Source organism: Jonesia quinghaiensis DSM 15701 (assembly GCF_000423205.1).
Taxonomy (GTDB): Bacteria; Actinomycetota; Actinomycetes; order Actinomycetales; family Cellulomonadaceae; genus Jonesia; species Jonesia quinghaiensis.
Genome location: NZ_AUHN01000004.1, coordinates 209,564 through 228,117, shown reverse-complemented (window position 1 = coordinate 228,117; position 18,554 = coordinate 209,564). Strand labels below are relative to the sequence as shown.

At 56.8% G+C, this 18,554-nt stretch carries 17 protein-coding genes and 1 tRNA gene; 10 read left to right on the top strand and 8 right to left on the bottom strand.

Annotated features, from left to right (window positions below):
• Window positions 1-9: 9 nt before the first annotated feature.
• The gene (locus tag G538_RS0101090; RefSeq protein WP_029067860.1) at window positions 10-270 is read right to left on the bottom strand and encodes a cell division protein CrgA; all 261 of its coding nucleotides are present in this window, start codon (window positions 268-270) and stop codon (window positions 10-12) included.
• A 123-nt stretch (window positions 271-393) separates the two neighbouring features.
• Between G538_RS0101090 and G538_RS0101085 the strand changes: the two genes are divergently transcribed.
• Window positions 394-1,146 (top strand): DUF881 domain-containing protein, encoded by a 753-nt coding sequence (locus tag G538_RS0101085; protein WP_035832731.1) that lies wholly within the window; start codon window positions 394-396, stop codon window positions 1,144-1,146.
• An 82-nt stretch (window positions 1,147-1,228) separates the two neighbouring features.
• On the top strand, window positions 1,229-1,870 hold the full coding sequence (locus G538_RS0101080) for an anthranilate synthase component II (protein WP_029067858.1): 642 nt from the start codon (window positions 1,229-1,231) through the stop codon (window positions 1,868-1,870).
• Window positions 1,871-2,016: 146 nt separating this feature from the next.
• On the opposite strand, the gene pknB is transcribed toward G538_RS0101080, so the two are convergent.
• Genes pknB through G538_RS0101045 form a run of 7 tightly spaced genes read right to left on the bottom strand, consistent with a single transcriptional unit; the run spans window position 2,017 to window position 11,718 of the window.
• Window positions 2,017-4,074 (bottom strand): Stk1 family PASTA domain-containing Ser/Thr kinase, encoded by a 2,058-nt coding sequence (gene pknB, locus G538_RS0101075; protein ID WP_029067857.1) that lies wholly within the window; start codon window positions 4,072-4,074, stop codon window positions 2,017-2,019.
• Window positions 4,068-5,810: a serine/threonine-protein kinase gene (locus G538_RS17625; protein ID WP_084617936.1), complete on the bottom strand. Its 1,743-nt coding sequence runs from the start codon at window positions 5,808-5,810 to the stop codon at window positions 4,068-4,070. The genes pknB and G538_RS17625 overlap by 7 nt, the downstream gene beginning before the upstream one ends.
• Complete coding sequence (locus G538_RS0101065; protein WP_029067856.1) at window positions 5,807-7,258, bottom strand: peptidoglycan D,D-transpeptidase FtsI family protein; 1,452 nt, start codon at window positions 7,256-7,258, stop codon at window positions 5,807-5,809. The genes G538_RS17625 and G538_RS0101065 overlap by 4 nt, the downstream gene beginning before the upstream one ends.
• Window positions 7,251-8,984, bottom strand: a complete 1,734-nt coding sequence (locus tag G538_RS14395; RefSeq protein ID WP_157544252.1) for an FtsW/RodA/SpoVE family cell cycle protein — start codon at window positions 8,982-8,984, stop codon at window positions 7,251-7,253. The genes G538_RS0101065 and G538_RS14395 overlap by 8 nt, the downstream gene beginning before the upstream one ends.
• Before the next feature lie 2 nt (window positions 8,985-8,986).
• The gene (locus G538_RS14390) at window positions 8,987-10,513 is read right to left on the bottom strand and encodes a PP2C family protein-serine/threonine phosphatase (protein WP_035832728.1); all 1,527 of its coding nucleotides are present in this window, start codon (window positions 10,511-10,513) and stop codon (window positions 8,987-8,989) included.
• Between the two features lie 4 nt (window positions 10,514-10,517).
• Window positions 10,518-10,991, bottom strand: a complete 474-nt coding sequence (locus G538_RS0101050) for an FHA domain-containing protein FhaB/FipA (protein WP_029067855.1) — start codon at window positions 10,989-10,991, stop codon at window positions 10,518-10,520.
• A gap of 10 nt (window positions 10,992-11,001) precedes the next feature.
• Window positions 11,002-11,718 carry an FHA domain-containing protein gene (locus G538_RS0101045; protein WP_029067854.1) on the bottom strand — a complete coding sequence of 239 codons (717 nt, stop codon included), beginning with the start codon at window positions 11,716-11,718 and terminating at the stop codon, window positions 11,002-11,004.
• Window positions 11,719-11,927: 209 nt separating this feature from the next.
• Here G538_RS0101045 and G538_RS0101040 point away from each other — a divergent pair.
• The 8 genes from G538_RS0101040 (at window position 11,928) to G538_RS0101005 (ending at window position 18,507) form a co-directional block, all read left to right on the top strand.
• Window positions 11,928-12,010: transfer RNA gene (locus tag G538_RS0101040), tRNA-Leu, on the top strand.
• A 219-nt stretch (window positions 12,011-12,229) separates the two neighbouring features.
• Window positions 12,230-13,663, top strand: coding sequence for a zinc ribbon domain-containing protein (locus tag G538_RS0101035; protein ID WP_029067853.1), 1,434 nt, complete (start codon window positions 12,230-12,232; stop codon window positions 13,661-13,663).
• Entirely contained in the window at window positions 13,654-14,445 is a 792-nt protein-coding gene (locus G538_RS0101030; RefSeq protein ID WP_157544251.1) for a hypothetical protein, read from the top strand. The genes G538_RS0101035 and G538_RS0101030 overlap by 10 nt, the downstream gene beginning before the upstream one ends.
• Before the next feature lie 69 nt (window positions 14,446-14,514).
• Window positions 14,515-15,042 carry a low molecular weight protein-tyrosine-phosphatase gene (locus tag G538_RS0101025; RefSeq protein ID WP_029067851.1) on the top strand — a complete coding sequence of 176 codons (528 nt, stop codon included), beginning with the start codon at window positions 14,515-14,517 and terminating at the stop codon, window positions 15,040-15,042.
• A 2-nt stretch (window positions 15,043-15,044) separates the two neighbouring features.
• Window positions 15,045-16,310, top strand: coding sequence for an App1 family protein phosphatidate phosphatase (locus G538_RS0101020; protein WP_051196425.1), 1,266 nt, complete (start codon window positions 15,045-15,047; stop codon window positions 16,308-16,310).
• A 12-nt stretch (window positions 16,311-16,322) separates the two neighbouring features.
• Entirely contained in the window at window positions 16,323-17,492 is a 1,170-nt protein-coding gene (locus G538_RS0101015) for a pyridoxal phosphate-dependent aminotransferase (protein WP_029067849.1), read from the top strand.
• A gap of 280 nt (window positions 17,493-17,772) precedes the next feature.
• Entirely contained in the window at window positions 17,773-18,030 is a 258-nt protein-coding gene (locus G538_RS0101010; RefSeq protein ID WP_029067848.1) for a helix-turn-helix domain-containing protein, read from the top strand.
• Between the two features lie 18 nt (window positions 18,031-18,048).
• Window positions 18,049-18,507 (top strand): (deoxy)nucleoside triphosphate pyrophosphohydrolase, encoded by a 459-nt coding sequence (locus G538_RS0101005; protein ID WP_029067847.1) that lies wholly within the window; start codon window positions 18,049-18,051, stop codon window positions 18,505-18,507.
• The last annotated feature ends 47 nt before the right edge of the window (window positions 18,508-18,554 follow it).

Sequence of the window (18,554 nt, the reverse complement as noted above, 5' to 3'; positions counted from 1 at the left end):
ACAGGGGGTTTAGCGCCAGCGGGTCGCTAGCCCTAAACCGCCCAACATGATGACAAAGCCTACTGCGATGTTCCACTGACCGATCCACGGGAGTGGAAGCCCCAGGTTGCTTGCAGTGAGGTAATACAGCACCACCCACAAACATCCAACAATGAGCAGAGTCACCATCGTAGGTACAAGCCAAGCGGGATTACCGATGCGCTGTGGCTTCTGCGCCACAGGCTCGACAGTGTCGTCGTTACGCTTTTTGCGTGACCGGGAAACAGGCACAATCTACTCCAAGGATGAACGAATTCTCTTGAGAGACAGCATACGTCACCCTTGCCTCTCAACTCACGGGGTAAAGTGCACTACCCTAGGTATCACAGCAGTACATCGATCCGGGGGATAAGCATGGCACGCACAACCGCCGTCGTGCGCAATAAGTTCCGCACGGCAGTAGCCGTTGGGGTCGTGATGTTTTTATCCGTATGGATGATTACGGCCAGTGCAAAAATGTCGAACAACAACGATGTCCGCCACCCAGAAGACCTCTCTGACGTGGTTCGAGATGAAGCTGCCCGGCAAACGGAACTCGTGGCCACACTTTCTGGCCTAGAACAATCTGTTGAGGACATGACAGCACTTGCGAGTGCAGAACTTCCAGCGCTGCCTTCCGAGGTAAAAACCTCCTCAGAGGTCGCTACAGGGGCCACACCTGTGACAGGCCCAGGGTTGAAAGTTTCGCTGTGGGACGCTCCACAAACCGAAGAGAATCTTTTGGGTTACCGGCCTGACGATCTTGTTGTCCACCAACAAGATTTACAATCTGTCATTAATGCTCTGTGGGCAGGTGGCGCTGAAGCGATGACGCTTCAAGGTCAGCGGGTAACCCCTACAACGGCGTTTCGTTGCGTTGGCAATGTGTTACTGCTCCACGGTCAAGTGTATTCTCCACCATTTGTGGTTGAAGCCGTTGGGGACCGAGAAACACTTAATGATGCGTTAGACAGTTCACCAGAGGTCCAGAACTATCGTGCCTATGTGGATGTCATCCAGTTGGGCTGGGCTTTGGAGTCTGTGGATAAGTTGGAGATTCCGGCAGCACATAACTCGCCAAAGCTGAAGCATGCGGCAGTCCCTGAAGGGACCGACCTGTGGGGCTGATGCCCGTCTGCTCTGGGTGCCGCGCTATGATCGTCACACCCTAAATCCAAGCGCTGATAACGTGCGACCCCGAGGCGGCACTATGGTCAAGATCCTTGTCATCGACAACTATGACTCTTTTGTTTACACAATCGTCGGCTATCTCAACGAGCTGGGCGCAGAAACTGTTGTTGTGCGTAATGATGCTGTGCCTCCGCGAGAAGACCGCGCTGAATTTGACGGTATTCTCGTGTCTCCTGGGCCTGGAACGCCGGCAGGTGCGGGTGAGTCGCTCCAGGTCATTCGGGACTGCGCACACACAGGTATGCCGATGCTTGGGGTGTGCCTGGGGCATCAAGCGTTGGGTGAGGTGTTTGGTGGCACCGTCACGCACGCGCCTGAACTGATGCATGGCAAAACAAGCGAAGTGAGCCACGACGGTGGCGGGGTTTTTGCTCATTTGCCGTCACCATTCACCGCAACGCGGTACCACTCACTGGCGGTGGTGAACGGGACTGTGTCTGATGACCTGGTGGTCACAGCAACGGTTGATGGCACATCAGGTCCGATCATCATGGGCCTGCAGCATCGTGATTTGCCGTTGTATGGTGTTCAGTTCCACCCAGAGTCAGTCCTCACTGAAGGGGGGCACAAACTCCTCGCAAACTGGCTAGAGGTGTGCGGCTCACCTGATGCTGTTGCGAAGGCGCAGAATCTTGCCCCGCTGGTGCGTGCTCGCGGTTAAGTGAGGTTGTCAGGTGTTTCTTTGCCTCGGGAACGGCGCAAGGTGTCTTGAGGAGAGCAACACCTGTGTGAGATGTAGGAAGGGCGGCACGATGGTTTCCCCATCGTGCCGCCCTCTTTAGTGTTCTGCCCTACGGGCGAGAGGTGCTAGTCGTCACCCTCGTCGCCCTGGTCGCCATTTCCCTGGTCACCGTCATTGCCTTGGCCGTTATCGCCCCACCCTGGATCTTCGGTTTGCTCTGGACCGAGGGACACAACGATCTTTATTCGGGTAGCGAGGTCAACCTGTTGACCGCCCTGCGGGTCGGTGCGGATAACTTGGCCGGCTGGAATGCCGTTGTCGTTGATTTCCTCAACTACGGGGATGAGCCCGAGGCGTCGAATTTCTTCCTCAGCGTCGCCGCGTTGCCATCCCACGACGTTGGACACAGCAACCTTTTCTGCTTCCACAACCTTCGCAACGGTTAGGGTGATGGAACTCTTCTGCTCGACCTGTCCAGGCCCAGGTGACTGCTCGAGAACGGTTCCGTCTTCGCCTTCTTCGACTTCGCGTTCTTCAACCACCACGGTCATGTCTATGCCTTCGAGAACAGACCGCGCTTCACTGAGTGAGCTTTTTCTGACATCAGGAACTTCAACAAACCCGTTAGAAACAAACAGTTTGATGGAATCGCCCTCGTTGACAGCTGCACCCGCTTCTGGGTCAGTGCGAGTGACGCTGTCTTTGGGGATTCTGGCTGAGTTCTCTGAAGATGCCCCACCAGAAACACGCAGACCCGCCTCTTCGAGGGCTGCGATCGCTTCGTCTTGGGTCATCTCGGTGACATCAGGCACCGAGGTGGCATCTGGCCCTGCTGACATCACAACGGTGATCTCAGTGTTCAGTGGCACATCCTCCCCAACAGGAGGATCAGACTCGATGAACTCGCCTTCAGGCACGTCGGTACTTGCCGCCCGGCTAGGTATTGGATCCTTAGTGAACCCTGCTTCGGTGAGGGCCGCCCGTACTTCCTCAATGGTCATACCTGACATTGTCGGTACGCGACCTGTGTCTGGTTCTTCTTCGCCGCCGCCTAGCAGAGTGAAGCCCAAGATCGCGAGGAGCGCAACAACACCAACAGCGACAAGGGTCCAGATGACTTTACGTTTTGAGTTGTTTTCGTCTTCGTCGTCATCGCCACCGGCCAAAAGATCCTGGGGTGGGTTTTGCTGGCCTTGCCAAGGAGCTGACCCACCAGCAGGTGTACCGAAGACTTGAGTAGCGCCTGCAGAGGTTGGTGAAAGGACCTGTGTTGCTTGGGTGTCATACGGTGCTACAGCAGCAAACGCTTGGGTGGCAGCGACCTGCTCGCCGCGCCCCGCCGCTTCAAGGGCGGAGCGAAACTCAGCGGCAGTGGAGTAGCGGTCATCGCGGGCTTTCGCCAAGGAATTCAACACCACAGCGTCAAGGACACGGGGAATGTCTTGAGCGACTTGGCTTGGTGGAATGGGTTCTTCACGCACGTGCTGGTATGCAACTGCTACCGGTGAATCACCAATGAATGGTGGGCGTCCAGTGAGGAGTTCGTAGAGTAGGCAGCCGGTGGAATAGAGGTCTGAACGGGTGTCAACAGTTTCACCGCGGGCTTGCTCGGGGGAAAGGTACTGTGCAGTTCCAATGACAGCTTGGGTTTGCGTCATTTGTGAGGAGTCAGCAAGCGCACGGGCAATGCCAAAGTCCATGACCTTGACTGCGCCAGCTGGGGTGAGCATCACGTTCGCTGGTTTGATGTCACGGTGCACGATGCCCGCGTGGTGGGAGTATTCCAAAGCGGAAAGCACACCAGAGGTGATCTCGATGGCTTCGTCGATAGGTACTGCTGCGCCGTCGCGCAGAATGTCGCGGACGGTGTGGCCTTCAACGTATTCCATGACGATGAAGGGAACATGAGCGACACCGCCACCTGATTCGGTGGAGGTGTCTTCTCCAGTGTCATAAACAGCGACAATAGATGGGTGGTTGAGGGACGCGGCAGCTTGAGCTTCGCGTCGGAACCTCGCTTGGAAGGACGGGTCACGGGCTAGGTCAGAACGCAGGATCTTGATGGCGACGGTTCGACCGAGGCGGTTGTCTCGCCCGATGTGAACCTCGGCCATGCCTCCACGGCCGATGAGTTCGCCTACCTCGTAACGTCCCGCCAAAGTGCGGGGGGCGGGGTTTACCACTGCACGTCCTTACCTATGAGGGCAAAACTTGAGGTTTCGCCTTGAGAAAACAAACCTTGCGTTATCGGCAATGCTGAGATGAATTCTACTGGTGTTTGGTGCTCGGAGATACGATTCGCGGAATCCTGGGATGAGCCGGGGCTCACAAGCCCCTTCACGAGCGTGGCCAGCATAATGATCACAACGAGCCCCACCAGAGTTAATGTAAACCAGCCCAAGTTTCTTACACGGTCCAGTAAACCAGTTTGAGCGGGCGGGGTGTGATGGCTTCGTGGAGAACTCCCCACTGTCTGTGCAGATGTTGTGTCTCGTCGCCCTCGTGGTGACGATCCGCCAGCACTTTGTGCGGATCGTCCTGAGTGTGGCCCACCGGTTGAGGTGTTGCCCCCAGTAGACGATGCACCTGGTCCGCCGCGTTTGAGGTCAGAGAGTTGGCCGCGTGGCCGGGTTGCACCTAACTCATCGTAATCGTCTGGGTTCAAGCGAGGTCGGTTGTTCGACTGGCGCGAGCGTTGAGTGGACTGAGGCCCTACGGACTGAGGCCCCGCGGATGGGTGCTCTTGGGGTACTGATCGTTGTGGGTTTACTTGCGGTGCCCCGGAGTGCGCGCCAGCGCGACCGTAGGCTGATGCTTCAGGTGCTGAGGCTTGAGATCCAGCATGAGGCGCCGATGGCGAGCCCGCGAATGGTTCCTGTGGCGGGCGCGAACCTGGCCCTCCGTGATTGTTTAAGCGAGTTGAGGCTGGGGGCGCTCCACCGGCAAGAGGAGTTTGCGATGGACGTGCTGGTGCTTGATTCGTACCTGGCCGGGGTTGGCCGCGGAAGATCTGTGGCCCGGTGTCTTCAATGGAGTGGTGGCGTGTTGGGTCGGGGTTTTGGCGTTCCCGAGGTGTAGAAACTGGCCAAGGGTTCTCGGCAATTTTCCGGGCGAGGTCTTCAAACGTGTGGGCCAAAGCTGCGCCAGAACGTGGGCGTTCCAAAGGGTCTTTGGCGAGCATCTTCATGACGAGAGTTGCTAAGTCAGGGTGCGTGTTTTTCGGTAGTGGTGGGACCTGTTCGTTGACGTGAGCTACCGCAATATCTACGGGTGTTTTCCCGGTGAAAGGTCGGTTACCTGCGATTGCCTCGTACGCAACGATACCGAGCGCATAAATGTCCGATGCGCCTGTTGCAGGCCGTCCCACGGCTTGTTCTGGTGACAAGTACTGCGCGGTTCCCATGACCATACCTGCTGCAGTCATCGGAATTTGGTTTGCTGCAAGCGATACCCCGAAGTCAGTGATTTTTACTTCACCACCGTGCTCAAGCAGGATGTTTCCAGGCTTGATATCGCGGTGAACAACCCCACCAACATGGGCAGCATGCAGCGCCCGTGCGGTTTGCGCCAGGATCGACAAAAGCCGTGCAGAATTGAGGACAGGTTCACGTTCTAAGAGGTCAGACATTGGCTCGCCACTGACCAGTTCCATCACCAGGTAAGCAGAACCGCCCTGCTCGCCGTAGTCGTAGAGCTGGGCGATGTTGGCATGTGACAACGACGCAGCGTTACGGGCTTCAGTACGGAATCTCGCGAGAAAGTCAGTGTTTCCAACGAACTCTGGTTTCAGTACCTTGACGGCGATGTCGCGGGCAAGGGATTCATCGCGAGCAACCCACACTTCTCCCATGCCACCGACTGCGATCTGGCGGACAAGTCGATAGCGCCCAGAGAACGCGACGCCGGGTGCTGCTTTCACTTGGTGATCACCGCCTCCATGATCTGTCGAGCGATCGGAGCGGCCACCGCCCCACCTGTTGCCTCGCTTCCCGCTGACCCGCCGTTTTCTACAACGACGGCCACCGCGATTTGCGGGTTGTCAGCAGGGGCGAACGCCGTGAACCAGGCGTGCGCTGAGGCCTCTCCACCGGTTTCTGCGGTGCCGGTTTTCCCAGCCACATCAATCCCGGAAATTTGCGCGGCTTTACCGGTTCCATCAGCAACGACAGAGGTCATCATGTCGGTGAGTTGGCGTGCTGTCTCTTCCGAGATTGGATCACCGTAGGCATCGGGTTTGGTTGTGGAGTAGACACTCAAATCAGGGTTGCGAACTTGATCAATCAGGTAGGGCTTCATGAGGGTGCCCTCGTTGGCGATCGCGGCACTGACCATGGCTACCTGGAGAGGCGTGACGCGCACATCTTGTTGACCAATTGCGGACAGCGCTGTTTGCGCGTCGTTTTCGTTCTCTGGGTAGCGGGATGGAGTGACTGACAGAGGCACTTGAATGGAGTCGCCGAAACCAAACTCTTGCGCCTGGGCGAGGATCTTTTCTTGCCCAAGGTCATTGCCGAGGATTGCGAAAGCAGTGTTACAAGAGATTTTTAATGCGTCCGATAGCGGCATCGTTTCACCAGGTGTGCACGATGCTCCACCAAAGTTTGGGAGATCCGTTTGGGTACCAGGTAACCGGTAGGTGTTGGGTGCATCTACTTGGGAGTCTTCGGTGTACCCGTCTTCCAGTGCCGCGGCAGCGGTCACAAGCTTGAATACGGAACCTGGCGGGTAGGTGTCACCTGCGATGGCGCGGTTGATGAGGGGGTTACCGTCATCATTGAGAAGCGCCTGGTAGGTGGCGCGAACATCGGCGCTGGAGTGGCTCGCCATGTCGTTGGGGTCAAAAGCTGGTTTGGAGACCATAGCAAGAATCGCACCGGTCGACGGATCAATGGCAACAGCAGCACCGCGTTGATCGCCGAGCGCGTCCCAAGCTGCTTTCTGTGCCTCAGGGTTGATGGTGAGCTCAATGGCTGAACCCTGCGGGTCTACGCCGGTGATGAGGTTTTCTAACCGGGACCAAGCTAGTGCGTCAGATGACCCATTGAGGTACTCGTTGGCGGCAAGCTCAACACCTGTGCGCCCATAGATCACGGAGTAGAAACCAGTGATACCTGCGTATAGCGGGCCGTCAGCGTAGGTGCGCTGATAGTTGAAGGCGTCGTCGGAGGGAATAGTGGAGGCGATTTCTTCGCCTCCCACAATGATGGCGCCACGGTTGGTGCCGAACTCGCGGTAGAGCGAGCGCACGTTGCGGCTATCAGAGTTGAGTTCTGGTGCTTTAACGTACTGGATCCACGTGGAGGAGGCGAACAGTGACAGGAACAGCAGTAGTGCAATGACAGACACCCGGCGGATGGGCTTATTCACTGTCTTCCCTCCGGGAGTATCGAGGTGGTGTGTGGTCCTGCTCAGGTTGTGGAACAGCTGGCAGGTCAGGTGAGGTGCGTGGCGACCCTTGAGATTGTGCTGACCGGGCAGAGGGGAACGATGGGGCAGCGTGTGGGGTTGGGGCGGTTGTTGGCCTTCCGCTCTCTCCGCCAGGTGCTACAGGTTGCGCATCTGTGGTGGCAGGAGCCTCCTGCGCGGAGATCACGTCCCGCCGTTGGATTACTTGGGTGCCCGCGTTGTCCAACTGGTTCATCCACTGGAAGTGTTCAGTGTTTTGTTCTGGCTGATCATGTGGGTCAACGGCTTGAACGTTCGCGTCGTTAATGACAGCGGAACGGCGCCGTGTGCCGTCGTCTTCTGAGCCTGTTGCCCCACGGAGCGGTAGTGGTGAAGGCCTGCGCGCATTGTCGGAAATACGAAGCAAAATGGCCACGATAACCCAGTTGGCGAGCAGAGATGACCCGCCGTATGCCATGAATGGTGTGGTTAACCCGGTGAGTGGGATGACGCGGGTGACGCCACCAATAACCACGAACATCTGCCAGGCGATAACAAATGCGAGCCCTGAGGCCAGGAGTTTACCGAACCCATCCCGGGTGCCCAGTGCAACGCGGAAACCGCGTTGCACAAAGAGTACGTACAACAACAGGATGGCGAAAATGCCGGTGAGACCTAGTTCTTCACCGAGTGAAGCGAAAATAAAGTCAGAGTAGGAGAACGGAACAATGGTGGGGCGGCCTTCGCCTAGTCCGGTGCCGAATAGTCCACCGGACGCCATGCCGTACATTCCGCGAACGAGTTGTCCTGAGCCACCAAACTCGGCGTTAAATACCTCGTTGTCTAGGGCGTGTAGCCAGGCATCAAATCGTGACTGTACGTGGGTGAACTGGCTTAGTGCGGCGACAACACCAACGCTGAACATCAGGAAGCCGATGACAATCCAGCTGATGCGCTCAGTAGCGATGTACAACATTGCTACAAACAGCCCAAAAATCAGCAGGGATGTTCCTAGGTCGCGTTGCATAACGAGGATGACAATGGAGGTGACCCACACCAAGATGATTGGGCCGAAGTCGCGCATGCGTGGGAGTTGGATACCCGCAATTTTCGGTCCAGCTAGGGCAAGACGATCCCGGTTTTCAACAAGGTAACCGGCAAAAAAGACAGCCAGGAGAATCTTGGAAAACTCGGCTGGCTGAAGAGAGAACGGCCCAATGTGAATCCAGATTTGCGCGCCGTTGATTTCTCTACCCAGGAACGGTACTAGCGGCAACATGGCAAGGACCAGGGCGCTCAGCATCGTGACATAGGTGTACCGGCGAAGGATTCGGTGATCCTTCACAAAGAACACCACAACCGCGCAGGCAACGATGCTGACAGCCGTCCAGCCGAGCTGCTTAGTGGCCAGGTCGCTGTCCATTGCGCGGGAAATGCGGAAGATCATCGCAAGGCCGACGTTGTTCAGCGCGAACGCGATCGGCATGATCAATGGGTCAGCGAAGGGTGCTGCCTTACGAATCACCGCGTGCAGAAGTAAACCCAGCACACTCATCGTGGCTATGAACGTGAAGAACTCAGCGGGAATGGAGTCATCAAGCGCAAACCCGATGATTGCATAGGCCATAGCGCCGATACCGAGACCGCACGCAAGAAGAAAAAGTTCACTTCCGCGCCGGGTGCGAACTTGGGGAGTGTCGATGCTCACCGTCAGCCCCTATCTGTTGCAGCCGATGTGTCAGCCTCGTTCGTGGTGGAGTCAGCAGGTGCGGATTCCGTATCAGTGGTGCTGTCGCCGTTGGCGGGTTCTGGCTCGGTTGCGGGATCAGTGGATGGATCTGTGCTGGTAGCAGGATCTGTGTCACCCTCTGGGTTTCGCGTCGTCACGAGATCCTCAAAGTAAGTCAGGCGTTCGCGTGCATCTGCGAGAGAGTCGGCGCGAATGGTTGAGTACAACTGACTGGACTCAAAGGGGGTCAGGCCCGTGACAGGGGTGTCTGAGACGTCAACGGTGGATGACAGGTGTACCGGCCCAATGGACTGGGGGAAGCCGTTGAATATCGCAACTTTCCCTTGGTGAACACCTAGGAAGTATTGCTGGGAACCCCACCAGAAGACACCGTAACCAGCCGCGCCTAACAAAATCAGGACAAGTAGTGTGTTGATCAGCGAACGGACGACTCCGCGGCGTGGCGATGGTGTGGACACCATGACATCGTCAACATCCACGTCATCGCTGTGAACGCCGTGGTGTTGTTCGGCAGTTTCAAGGTCCGCTTCGCTGAGATTCAGCGAACCTGTTTGGGTTTGTGGTTCGGCGTCGCCACGGCGTCGAGCCTCAGCGAACAAGATGACCTGTTCTACCTTGCCGTGTGCTTCACGTAGAAGTTCTTTGCTTTCCGATGCCGCTCCGCCATCCTCAAGGGCTGCGGGGAGGTCTTCGCCGTAGGCGATCGAGCCGACAGCGATGGCTGCGGGAAGTTCACGGTCGTGGATGACTGTGGAGTCTTCGGTTTCGTAAATGTCAGCGACAACGCAGGTGATGTTGTCACTACCACCGCCACGCAGAGCCAACTGGATGAGATATTCGGAGCACAACTCCAAGTCTTGGACGTCGCGCAGCGTTTGTTCCATGGTCTCAAAACGCACAAAACCCGACAGTCCATCAGAGCACAGCAGCCAGCGGTCACCGGGGCGTGCTTCACGGATGGACAGGTCAGGTACGAGATCTAACTCAAAGTCCCCGAGAACCCGCATGACAACGGAACGTTGAGGGTGTGTTTCTGCTTCGTCAGGGGTAATTTTCCCGGCGTCAACGAGATGTTGAACGAACGTGTGGTCTTTGGTGACCTGGGTGAGTTTTCCATCGCGCAAGAGATATCCACGTGAATCACCCATGTGAGCCATAGCGAGTTTATTCTCGCCGAGTAGCAGTGCAGTGACGGTGGTTCCCATGCCAGCGAGTGAACGGTGACCGCGAGCTTGATTGACGAGGTCTACGCGGGCGCGCTCGATGGCTTCACCAAGGCGTTCAAGCATGGACGATGTTGACACGGCTTCGTTGTTCAGAGGCGCTATCGACGCGACACACAGGGCGGATGCGACATCACCACCTGCGTGGCCGCCCATGCCGTCAGCGACGAGTAGGAGTTGCTCTCCGGCAAAGGCCGAATCCTGGTTGTTGGCACGCACGAGTCCCACGTCGGAGCGTGTGGAGTACCTCAATGCAATTGTCACGGACTTACCTTTGCAGTTCGATCGTGCTTTGACCCACACGAACTGGTGCACCTAAAGGTAGCGGAGTCGGTTCCGTTACCTTGTCCTTGCCGAGGAACGTGCCGTTCGTTGACCCCAAGTCTTCAACAAACCATGCGTCAGACTGGGGAAACACGCGGGCGTGGCGCGAAGATGAGTAATCATCTTCCAGAACCAGCGTGCAACTGGGTGAGCGTCCGATGAGGATAGCGGACGAACCCAAAGGGATCGTGGTGCCGGTTAATGGGCCGGCTGTGACCACAAGGCGGGTGGGGCCAGCAGCGGCTTTGCGGCTTGGCGTAGGAGTTGCGGGAGCGCTCACTGCGGGGACCGGTGCGGGTGCCGCCGTTATCCGTGTGCCGTAGAGATCTGAGCGCAAAACGCGAATGACAAAGTAGACAAAAGCCCACAAAAGAACTAAAAATCCCAGCCGTAGCAGGGTCATCGCCAATGCGCTCATGTCAGCGGAACTACCTATCTCCACGGTTATTGTCATCGGCAACACCAGACCAGAACATAATCCTGGTGCGGCCAATGGTCAGCGAGTTTCCATCAAGCAGGGTCGCTGCTGGAACCTGGTGGCCCTCAACAAACAGGCCGTTGGTTGATCCGAGATCAGTGGCAATCACGCCATTGGGGGTTACAGAGATCTCGAGATGACGGCGGGATACCCCCGGGTCATCCACGACAATATCGGCTTCTGAACCGCGACCAATAATCGTCACAGGCCCGGTAAGTAAATAACGCTGTCCGTCGATGTCGAGCAAAGGGTGGCGCGAACTGCGTGGGTCGGCGGGACCAGGTGCCACGTTTCCCCGAAGTGTAGAAGACCGCACAGTGAAGTGGCCGGTTTCTAAGGTGGGGGTCAGTTCAAAACTGACCACCACGGGACCGACGAATGCGTAGTGCTGTGATGCAGCGTACTCGGTGACGTTCACAGCGAGTTCGTCGGCGAGCATCTCTGCCCCCCAACTCTCGATCTGCGCGAAATCGGCCTCGGAGAGTTCAATGGTGAAGTCGTTGGGAACGACGGTGCGGGACCGATCGAACACTGCGGTCCGATCGTCTACCTCACGCCTGAGCGCGCTTGCTAGGTCAACGGGTTTAATATCGCTGCGGAACACCTTTGAGAAGGTGCTGTTCACGGCGCGTTCAACGCGCTGCTCGAACTTGTCGAGGAAACTCATCGAAACCTCCTTTCGCGGGTGTCACCGAGCTTCTGGTAGTGATTACGGTCTGACAGAAGCCTACGTGGTCATGTCATGAATCCGCATAACCAGTGGCAGATGCACACAGGAAATCTCAGAATCCGCCATCAAGTATGTTACTTAGACCTCAGTGAAACATCCTGATGGAAATTGTGGAAGGTTTGCGTGGTACAGTTTTATCCGTTCTCGCGTGTGTGGCGGAATGGCAGACGCGCTGGCTTCAGGTGCCAGTGCCCGCAAGGGCGTGGGGGTTCAAGTCCCCCCACACGCACGGTAATGAAAAGCGGAAGTCGAGGTTTCGACTTCCGCTTTTTGCATGCCCACGTGACGGTGGGGATAGTAGGGAGCGGCCGGTGAGAAGTCTGTAGCTGTGGGCGTTATCGCAGATCGCGCGCATGGGGAGACCTCCACGTTTCTGCCACAGCGATCATGTTCACGGATACTCTGATCAAGCTAGGTCTTCCCGCTTCCTCACGCCCGCGAGTTCAACATGTCTGCTCTCGATCATCAACCCCGCTACCGGGCATTCATGCCCCCTGACGCGGTCAACGACGACACTGTTCCCGTCCGGCGTGCTCCTTCTTCTCCTGATGTCGCTGCAACACCGGTTACCCCACCAGCTCAGGCTCCGTTAGAGCAGTCGTCAACTGCAGGAGTGGGGCACCCAAGCGCAGCCTCCGCGCATGAGCCAGACGACGACACCATCATGCGTTCTCGTCTCCACAATGTACGAACAGTTCCCGGCACCCCGACCGACGAACCGCCGCATCAACCCCCACCACCTTCAGGAATGCCACACTTCACTATTCCCGCTCAAAATGAGCGCACTAACGCCCCTACTCAAGACCTTCCCACCGTCACTAGCCAGCAAACGTCTGACGCGCAAAAATCCTCGACACAGCAGTCAGTAAAGACTCCGTGGGCAAAAGCAGTCATCGCATTGATGGTCCTTGCGCTGATCGCTGCGGGAATCCTTTACGCACGTGCTGCGTTCTTTAGCCCATCGGCGACGGTCGACAGATACCTCGGTGCGCTCGTTGACGGTGATGCTCCTCGCGCCTTGCAACTGTCATCTTCTACCGCAAGCCAGGCAGACACCTACGCCAGTCAAGCACTCCGCAACTACCGCCACCTAGCTGGGCGGCCCACAAGTTTCACCATTAATTCGGTGGATGAGGGCGAATCAACTGCTGCAGTACGTGCAACGATCACTCAACAAGACCAAACGCACGACGTCGTCTTCACCCTGCGCAAGGAAGCTGGCGGGTTCGGTCTGTTTTCAACCTGGCTTTTAGACAAAGGTTTAGAACGCAAACTTGATGTCATCATGACATCCCCTCGGTCCAGTGGCCCTGCGCGGGCGGCTGTTATTAATGGCGGTGAAGCCCAGGCCACAAGTGGGTCCACTGTTTCTCAGCTTGTTCTGCCTGGAATCTACGCAGTGGAAGGCCCTGCTCGTGGTCGTTACTTTAACTACGGTCCAACTCAAACCGTGACCGCTGGAGTCAGCGACCAGTACAACACCATCACGTTGACTGAGCAGCCGACGCAGGCCCTTGAAGAGGACGCTCGAGCACTCGCTGAAGAAATCATCGCGTCATGTCTGAAAGATCTCAACGGAAAAGCATGCCCTAACCAGGCTAAAGACATGCTGGCCCCAGCAGACCAGATCGAAAGTTTCACCTGGACCCCAACCTCAGAGGAATTCACCCTCGATGCAACCTCATCGAAACTGACCTACTCCGGGAAATTCCGGCTCTGGTACTCCTACCCGCAGGTCGTCACCCAATACAACCCCCGCATCTACGCGTGGGAAACGGTGACACGGTTTGAATCAGAAACCCAAAAGACCTCAGGAAAGATGTCCTGGCTCATCTCCATTGACCCCGCACGTGAGTCACTATCTCTGGCGAAATGGAACTGACTGCCCTTACGTTGCGGTCGCGGCGCATCGTCCACGGCTTTTGGAGCATGTGCCTGGTGATGGCTGTCATCACGCTGAGTGCATGCCAAGCCGATGAAGCCCCATTAACTCCCGCAGCAGAAACCGCATACGAGAAACCAGAAGACGAACCGCAAGACATTGTTGACCCGGTTTTTGTGCCCTATATTGGCATCGAAACCTGGCCGCGCAACGCGCGTCTCGAAGCGGCGCTAGACAAAACCATTGCGCCCACAAGTTTCAGCAAACGTTACGAAGAAACACCACTTGAGGTGGTGGGGGTGGCTGCAAATATCACTGCCCGAACTCACGCAGGGTTAACCGCCCTGCATCGGGCGCGTTCCGGTGACGAACTGAGCTACTACGAACCCATTCGCTCCATTGTTACTGACGATCTCTGGGACCAAATAGTAGAATACGTCGAACTTGCGGAAAGTGGTGATTCATCAGCAATCGGGTCATTCGCTCCGCAAACCTCACGCGATGGACTGTGGGCAAAAGTTGACGGTGTCCGCTACATATCCACCGGCTCACTAGAAGTCAGGTTTTGGGGGATTCCGCGGTTCTCAATGTCCGACGACGACCCCACCATCACCTTCCCCGTCGATGTGACTGCCCATGCGAACCCGAATAACATCGGATACTCTGCTGAGTTCACCGCGACATTAACGCAGAACAAAGGCCGCTGGCTGCTCGATGGGTGGTCCACAGTGAGAACCTCAGAGGTCACGGTGCTCAACGAAACGGGTCGCACGGGCGAGTAGGTGCAGTGAGGGCTGGGTGCCCCTGTTACATTGTCAGAAAGGGAAGACCATGGATGGCAAGGAGCACACGTGTACGCAATCATGATGGTCTGCACCGGAAATATCTGTCGATCCCCCATGGCGCAGTACGTCCTTGATGACAAGTTACGCCAGCATGGGTTGGCAGACGTTGTCCGGGTAGCATCAAGCGGTGTTAGCGATGAAGAAGCGGGAAACCCCATCGATCATCGAGCCCGACGGGCACTGCTGGATGCCGGATACACCGACGCTACTATTGCTGCGCATCGTGCCCGGCAGATAGAAGCTTCGGATATCGGTTCCCACGATCTCATCCTCGCGATGACAACCTCCCACGCCCGCGCGATCCGCCGCCTAGCGGATCAAGCTGGCACACCGGAAGCAACCGATCACATTGTGATGTTCCGAAGTTTTGATCCACAAGCACCAGGTGCCGCAACATTTCATGACGAGTATTTGCTGGATGTTGAAGACCCTTGGTACGGGGGGATGAAAGACTTTCAGATCTGCTTGGAACAGGTCGAAGCAGCAACTGACGGAATCATCGAGTTCCTGAAAATGGAACTGAACAAGGGGTAGTTTTGACGTCATCTGGGGCGGTCTCACCAACTAAGAACCAACCCACAAGCAAACCGTACTGGGCGCGCCGAGTCGAGGTGCGCGTTGTGCGGTGGCTCTCATCGTTTTTCCAACGCCTAGGATGGCGTGAACGAATTGAACCGTATGTGGGGTACGGTGCTGCCCCGGGAATGGCATCGCACACCTCACCTGACCCCGACACGTACCGGGTTCTTGAACCTGTTTCGGCATCAGATGCTGAGAGCGAAGACGTACAACGCTCCACCAGCACTGATGCCACAACGAACAGTTCACTCAGCGCACCAACCCAAGCAGCCGCCAAAGCAGGGTGGGTGCGGGTGCTCGCGCGAGTTGTTGTCTCCCCTAAACGACGTGTTTTATTGCGCCGAACTTCAGTTCCAGGGCGGGCCGAAGCGTTGCGTGCGGTGCGCGGATGGCGCAATTTCTTCACTGTTCAATCCCCTGGCGTCCCAGTTCGGTTGATGCTAGCGGGGCAGCGGTTTCTCGTCCATTCAGACCTCAACGGCTACATCGATGTTGTGATCCCCAGTGTTGCCGAGGCTGGTTGGCATGAAGTAGAGATGTCTACACTTCACGGCGGTCAAGCCACTCTGGGAGTGCGGGTCTTAGGCCCCGATACCCGGGCAGGACTCATCTCCGATATTGACGACACCGCCATCGTGACGTCTTTGCCGCGCCCCTTGTTGGCGATCTGGAACTCTTTTATCCTCCACGAGGATGCCCGCACCGCTGTGCCGGGTATGGCTCGGCTATACCGGCAACTTGGTGCGCAACACAATGACTTCCCGGTGTTCTACTTGTCCACCGGGGCGTGGAATGTTGTCCCAACGATGCTGCGTTTCTTCGCGCATCACGGGTTCCCGCACGGACCAATGCTCATGACAGATTTTGGGCCTACCAATACGGGGTTCTTTCGGTCGGGCCGCGAGCACAAGGAGCGGAGTTTGCGCCGCCTTGCGAATGATTTCCCTGACGTTCAGTGGATCCTGGTCGGTGACGATGGGCAGCATGACCCAGTGATCTATCGTGATTTTGTGGTGGATATGCCTGATCATGTTCGTATGGTCGCGATCCGTCAGCTGACATTTAGTGAAGCGGTTTTGGCTCACGGTATGCCGACAGCGACCCAGGCGAACCGTCAAGCCGAAGAGAACACGGATGGGCCCACCGTGGAAACAGCGTTCGTTATGGGCCCAGATGGTGATGACCTTGCGCGGCAGATGCGTGAGCACGGGCTTCTGAGTTAGGCGGGTGCGCTGATGAGAGCTTCTCATCGTTCTGAGGTTCCACCTTTCAGCGTGATGCAGATTATCGCTCAGGCTAATGCGCGGAAGGCTGCTGGTGCGCCGGTGATCAATCTGTGTGCTGGCGAACCTGCCGCCGGTGCTAGCGATGTGGTGCGTGATGAGGCTGCCCGGGTGCTGCGTGAGGGCACTATGGGTTACACCGAATCGTTGGGTGTGCCTGCGTTGCGGCAAGCTTTGTCGGAGCATTATCAGCGGTGGTACGGGGTGGACGTTGATCCATCACGTATCGCGGTGACAACGGGCTCATCTGGCGGGTTTGTGTTGGCGTTCCTTGCTGCTTTTGATGTGGGGGATCGGGTGGCGCTTGCCCGCCCTGGGTATCCGGCTTACGCCAATATTTTGCGGGCCCTGGGGGTTGAGGTTGTTGAGTTGCCTTGTGGTGCGCAGAGTCGGTTCCAACCTACGGTTGAGCAATTGGAGGTGATGCATCAGCAGTCGCCGTTGGCCGGGCTTGTGGTGGCGTCTCCGGCGAACCCGACAGGGACGATGATTTCTGCTCGCGAGTTGGAACGTATCGCCCAGTGGTGTGTGGCGCGTGGGGTGCGGTTGATTAGTGACGAGATTTATCACGGAATTACTTACCCACCAGGTGATGTGGCGGCAAGTGCGGCGTCTTTTAGCGACGAGGGTGCAATTGTTGTGTCGTCGTTTTCGAAGTACTGGGCGATGACGGGGTGGCGGATTGGGTGGTTGGTTCTTCCGCCTGAGTTGGTAGGCCCCGCCGATGCGTTGGCTGGCAATGTGTCGTTGTGTCCGCCGGCGTTGTCGCAGTATGCGGCTGTAGCCGCGCTGAGTGAGGAGGGGTACCGTGCGGCGCGAGCTGACGTGGACGTGTATTCCTTGTCGCGGGATGTGGTGGTGGACGCCTTACCTGCGTTGGGGTGGAGTGATGTGGCCCCGGCTGATGGCGCTTTTTATGTGTGGGCGAATATTTCACACTCGGGCCTTGATTCGGTGACGTGGTGTCGCCGGTTGCTTGAAGAGGCTGACGTGGCGATGACGCCTGGGGTGGACTTTGATCGGGTCGCAGGTCATGAGTGGCTGCGTTTGAGTTTTGCGCAACGGCCGCAGGTCATGAAGCAAGCCCTGGAGAGGGTGATAAATTGGCAAAATGCCCTGTGATTTAGTGTTCAATTTTTGTCTCAACGGGTGAAGCGACGGCTGTTATGACGCAAAATCAAGTGTGATGTACGTCACAACAATGGGCGAAATCGCCCCCACAAAGTAGCGTAAGTCCGACTTATTAACTGTTTATGCAGACCCATGAATGAACATGCCTGAAGATGGGTGAAAATTCTGCGTCATGATTCCTAGTGAGGGCACTCTCTTTAAGTGAATGCTCTCATCACCGGAGGGGGACCCAACCGTAAGGGTGGGCGCCGGCGAGAATAGGAGGAACGACATGAGCACAGTAGAATCCGTCAACAGCGAGCTCGATACCGACGCAGGAGGAAAGGACCTTACGCGCCGTGAACGAATCGTTCTAGCGAACCTGCGAGAAGACGTCACCTTGGAGCAAATTGCCTCCAAACTTTTCGTGACACGCAACACCGTGAAGTCACAGGTGCGTAGCGTGTACCGCAAAATTGGTGTGTCTACTCGCGCAGACGCCGTGCAATGGGCCCGTGAAGCAGGGATCCAGGCGGACGCTGACCGATGACTCCCCTATAGTGATGTCGTGACATCACGAGGGGAACAGACAGAGCGACGACTAGTTGTCGCAGCGGCGATTGTTGATGATCTTGAGCATCCTACGCAGATGCTGTCAGCGCGGCGCTCATATCCTAAAGAGCTTGCTGGACAATGGGAATTTCCCGGCGGGAAAGTTGATCCGGGAGAAAGTCCAGAACAGGCGCTTCATCGCGAGCTTCGGGAAGAGCTCGACCTTGAGGTCACTCTAGGACGTGAGATCACTGGACCTGATAATGGCGCGTGGATCATCACCGATCGGCACATTATGCGACTGTGGTTTGCCCGGGTGACTGCTGGGGTGCCGCAACCACTAGTTGAGCACGATCACATTGAATGGTTGTCCCGCGGGAATCTATTCTCTGTGCCATGGCTTGATGCCGATGTCCGCATTGTTGAGCATGTTAGCGGACTTCTTGGCGAGGCATCTGGCGCTGAGAAACCATGAGACATAACGCGTGAGGGTGTATCCAGGAGTTCCTGGATACACCCTCA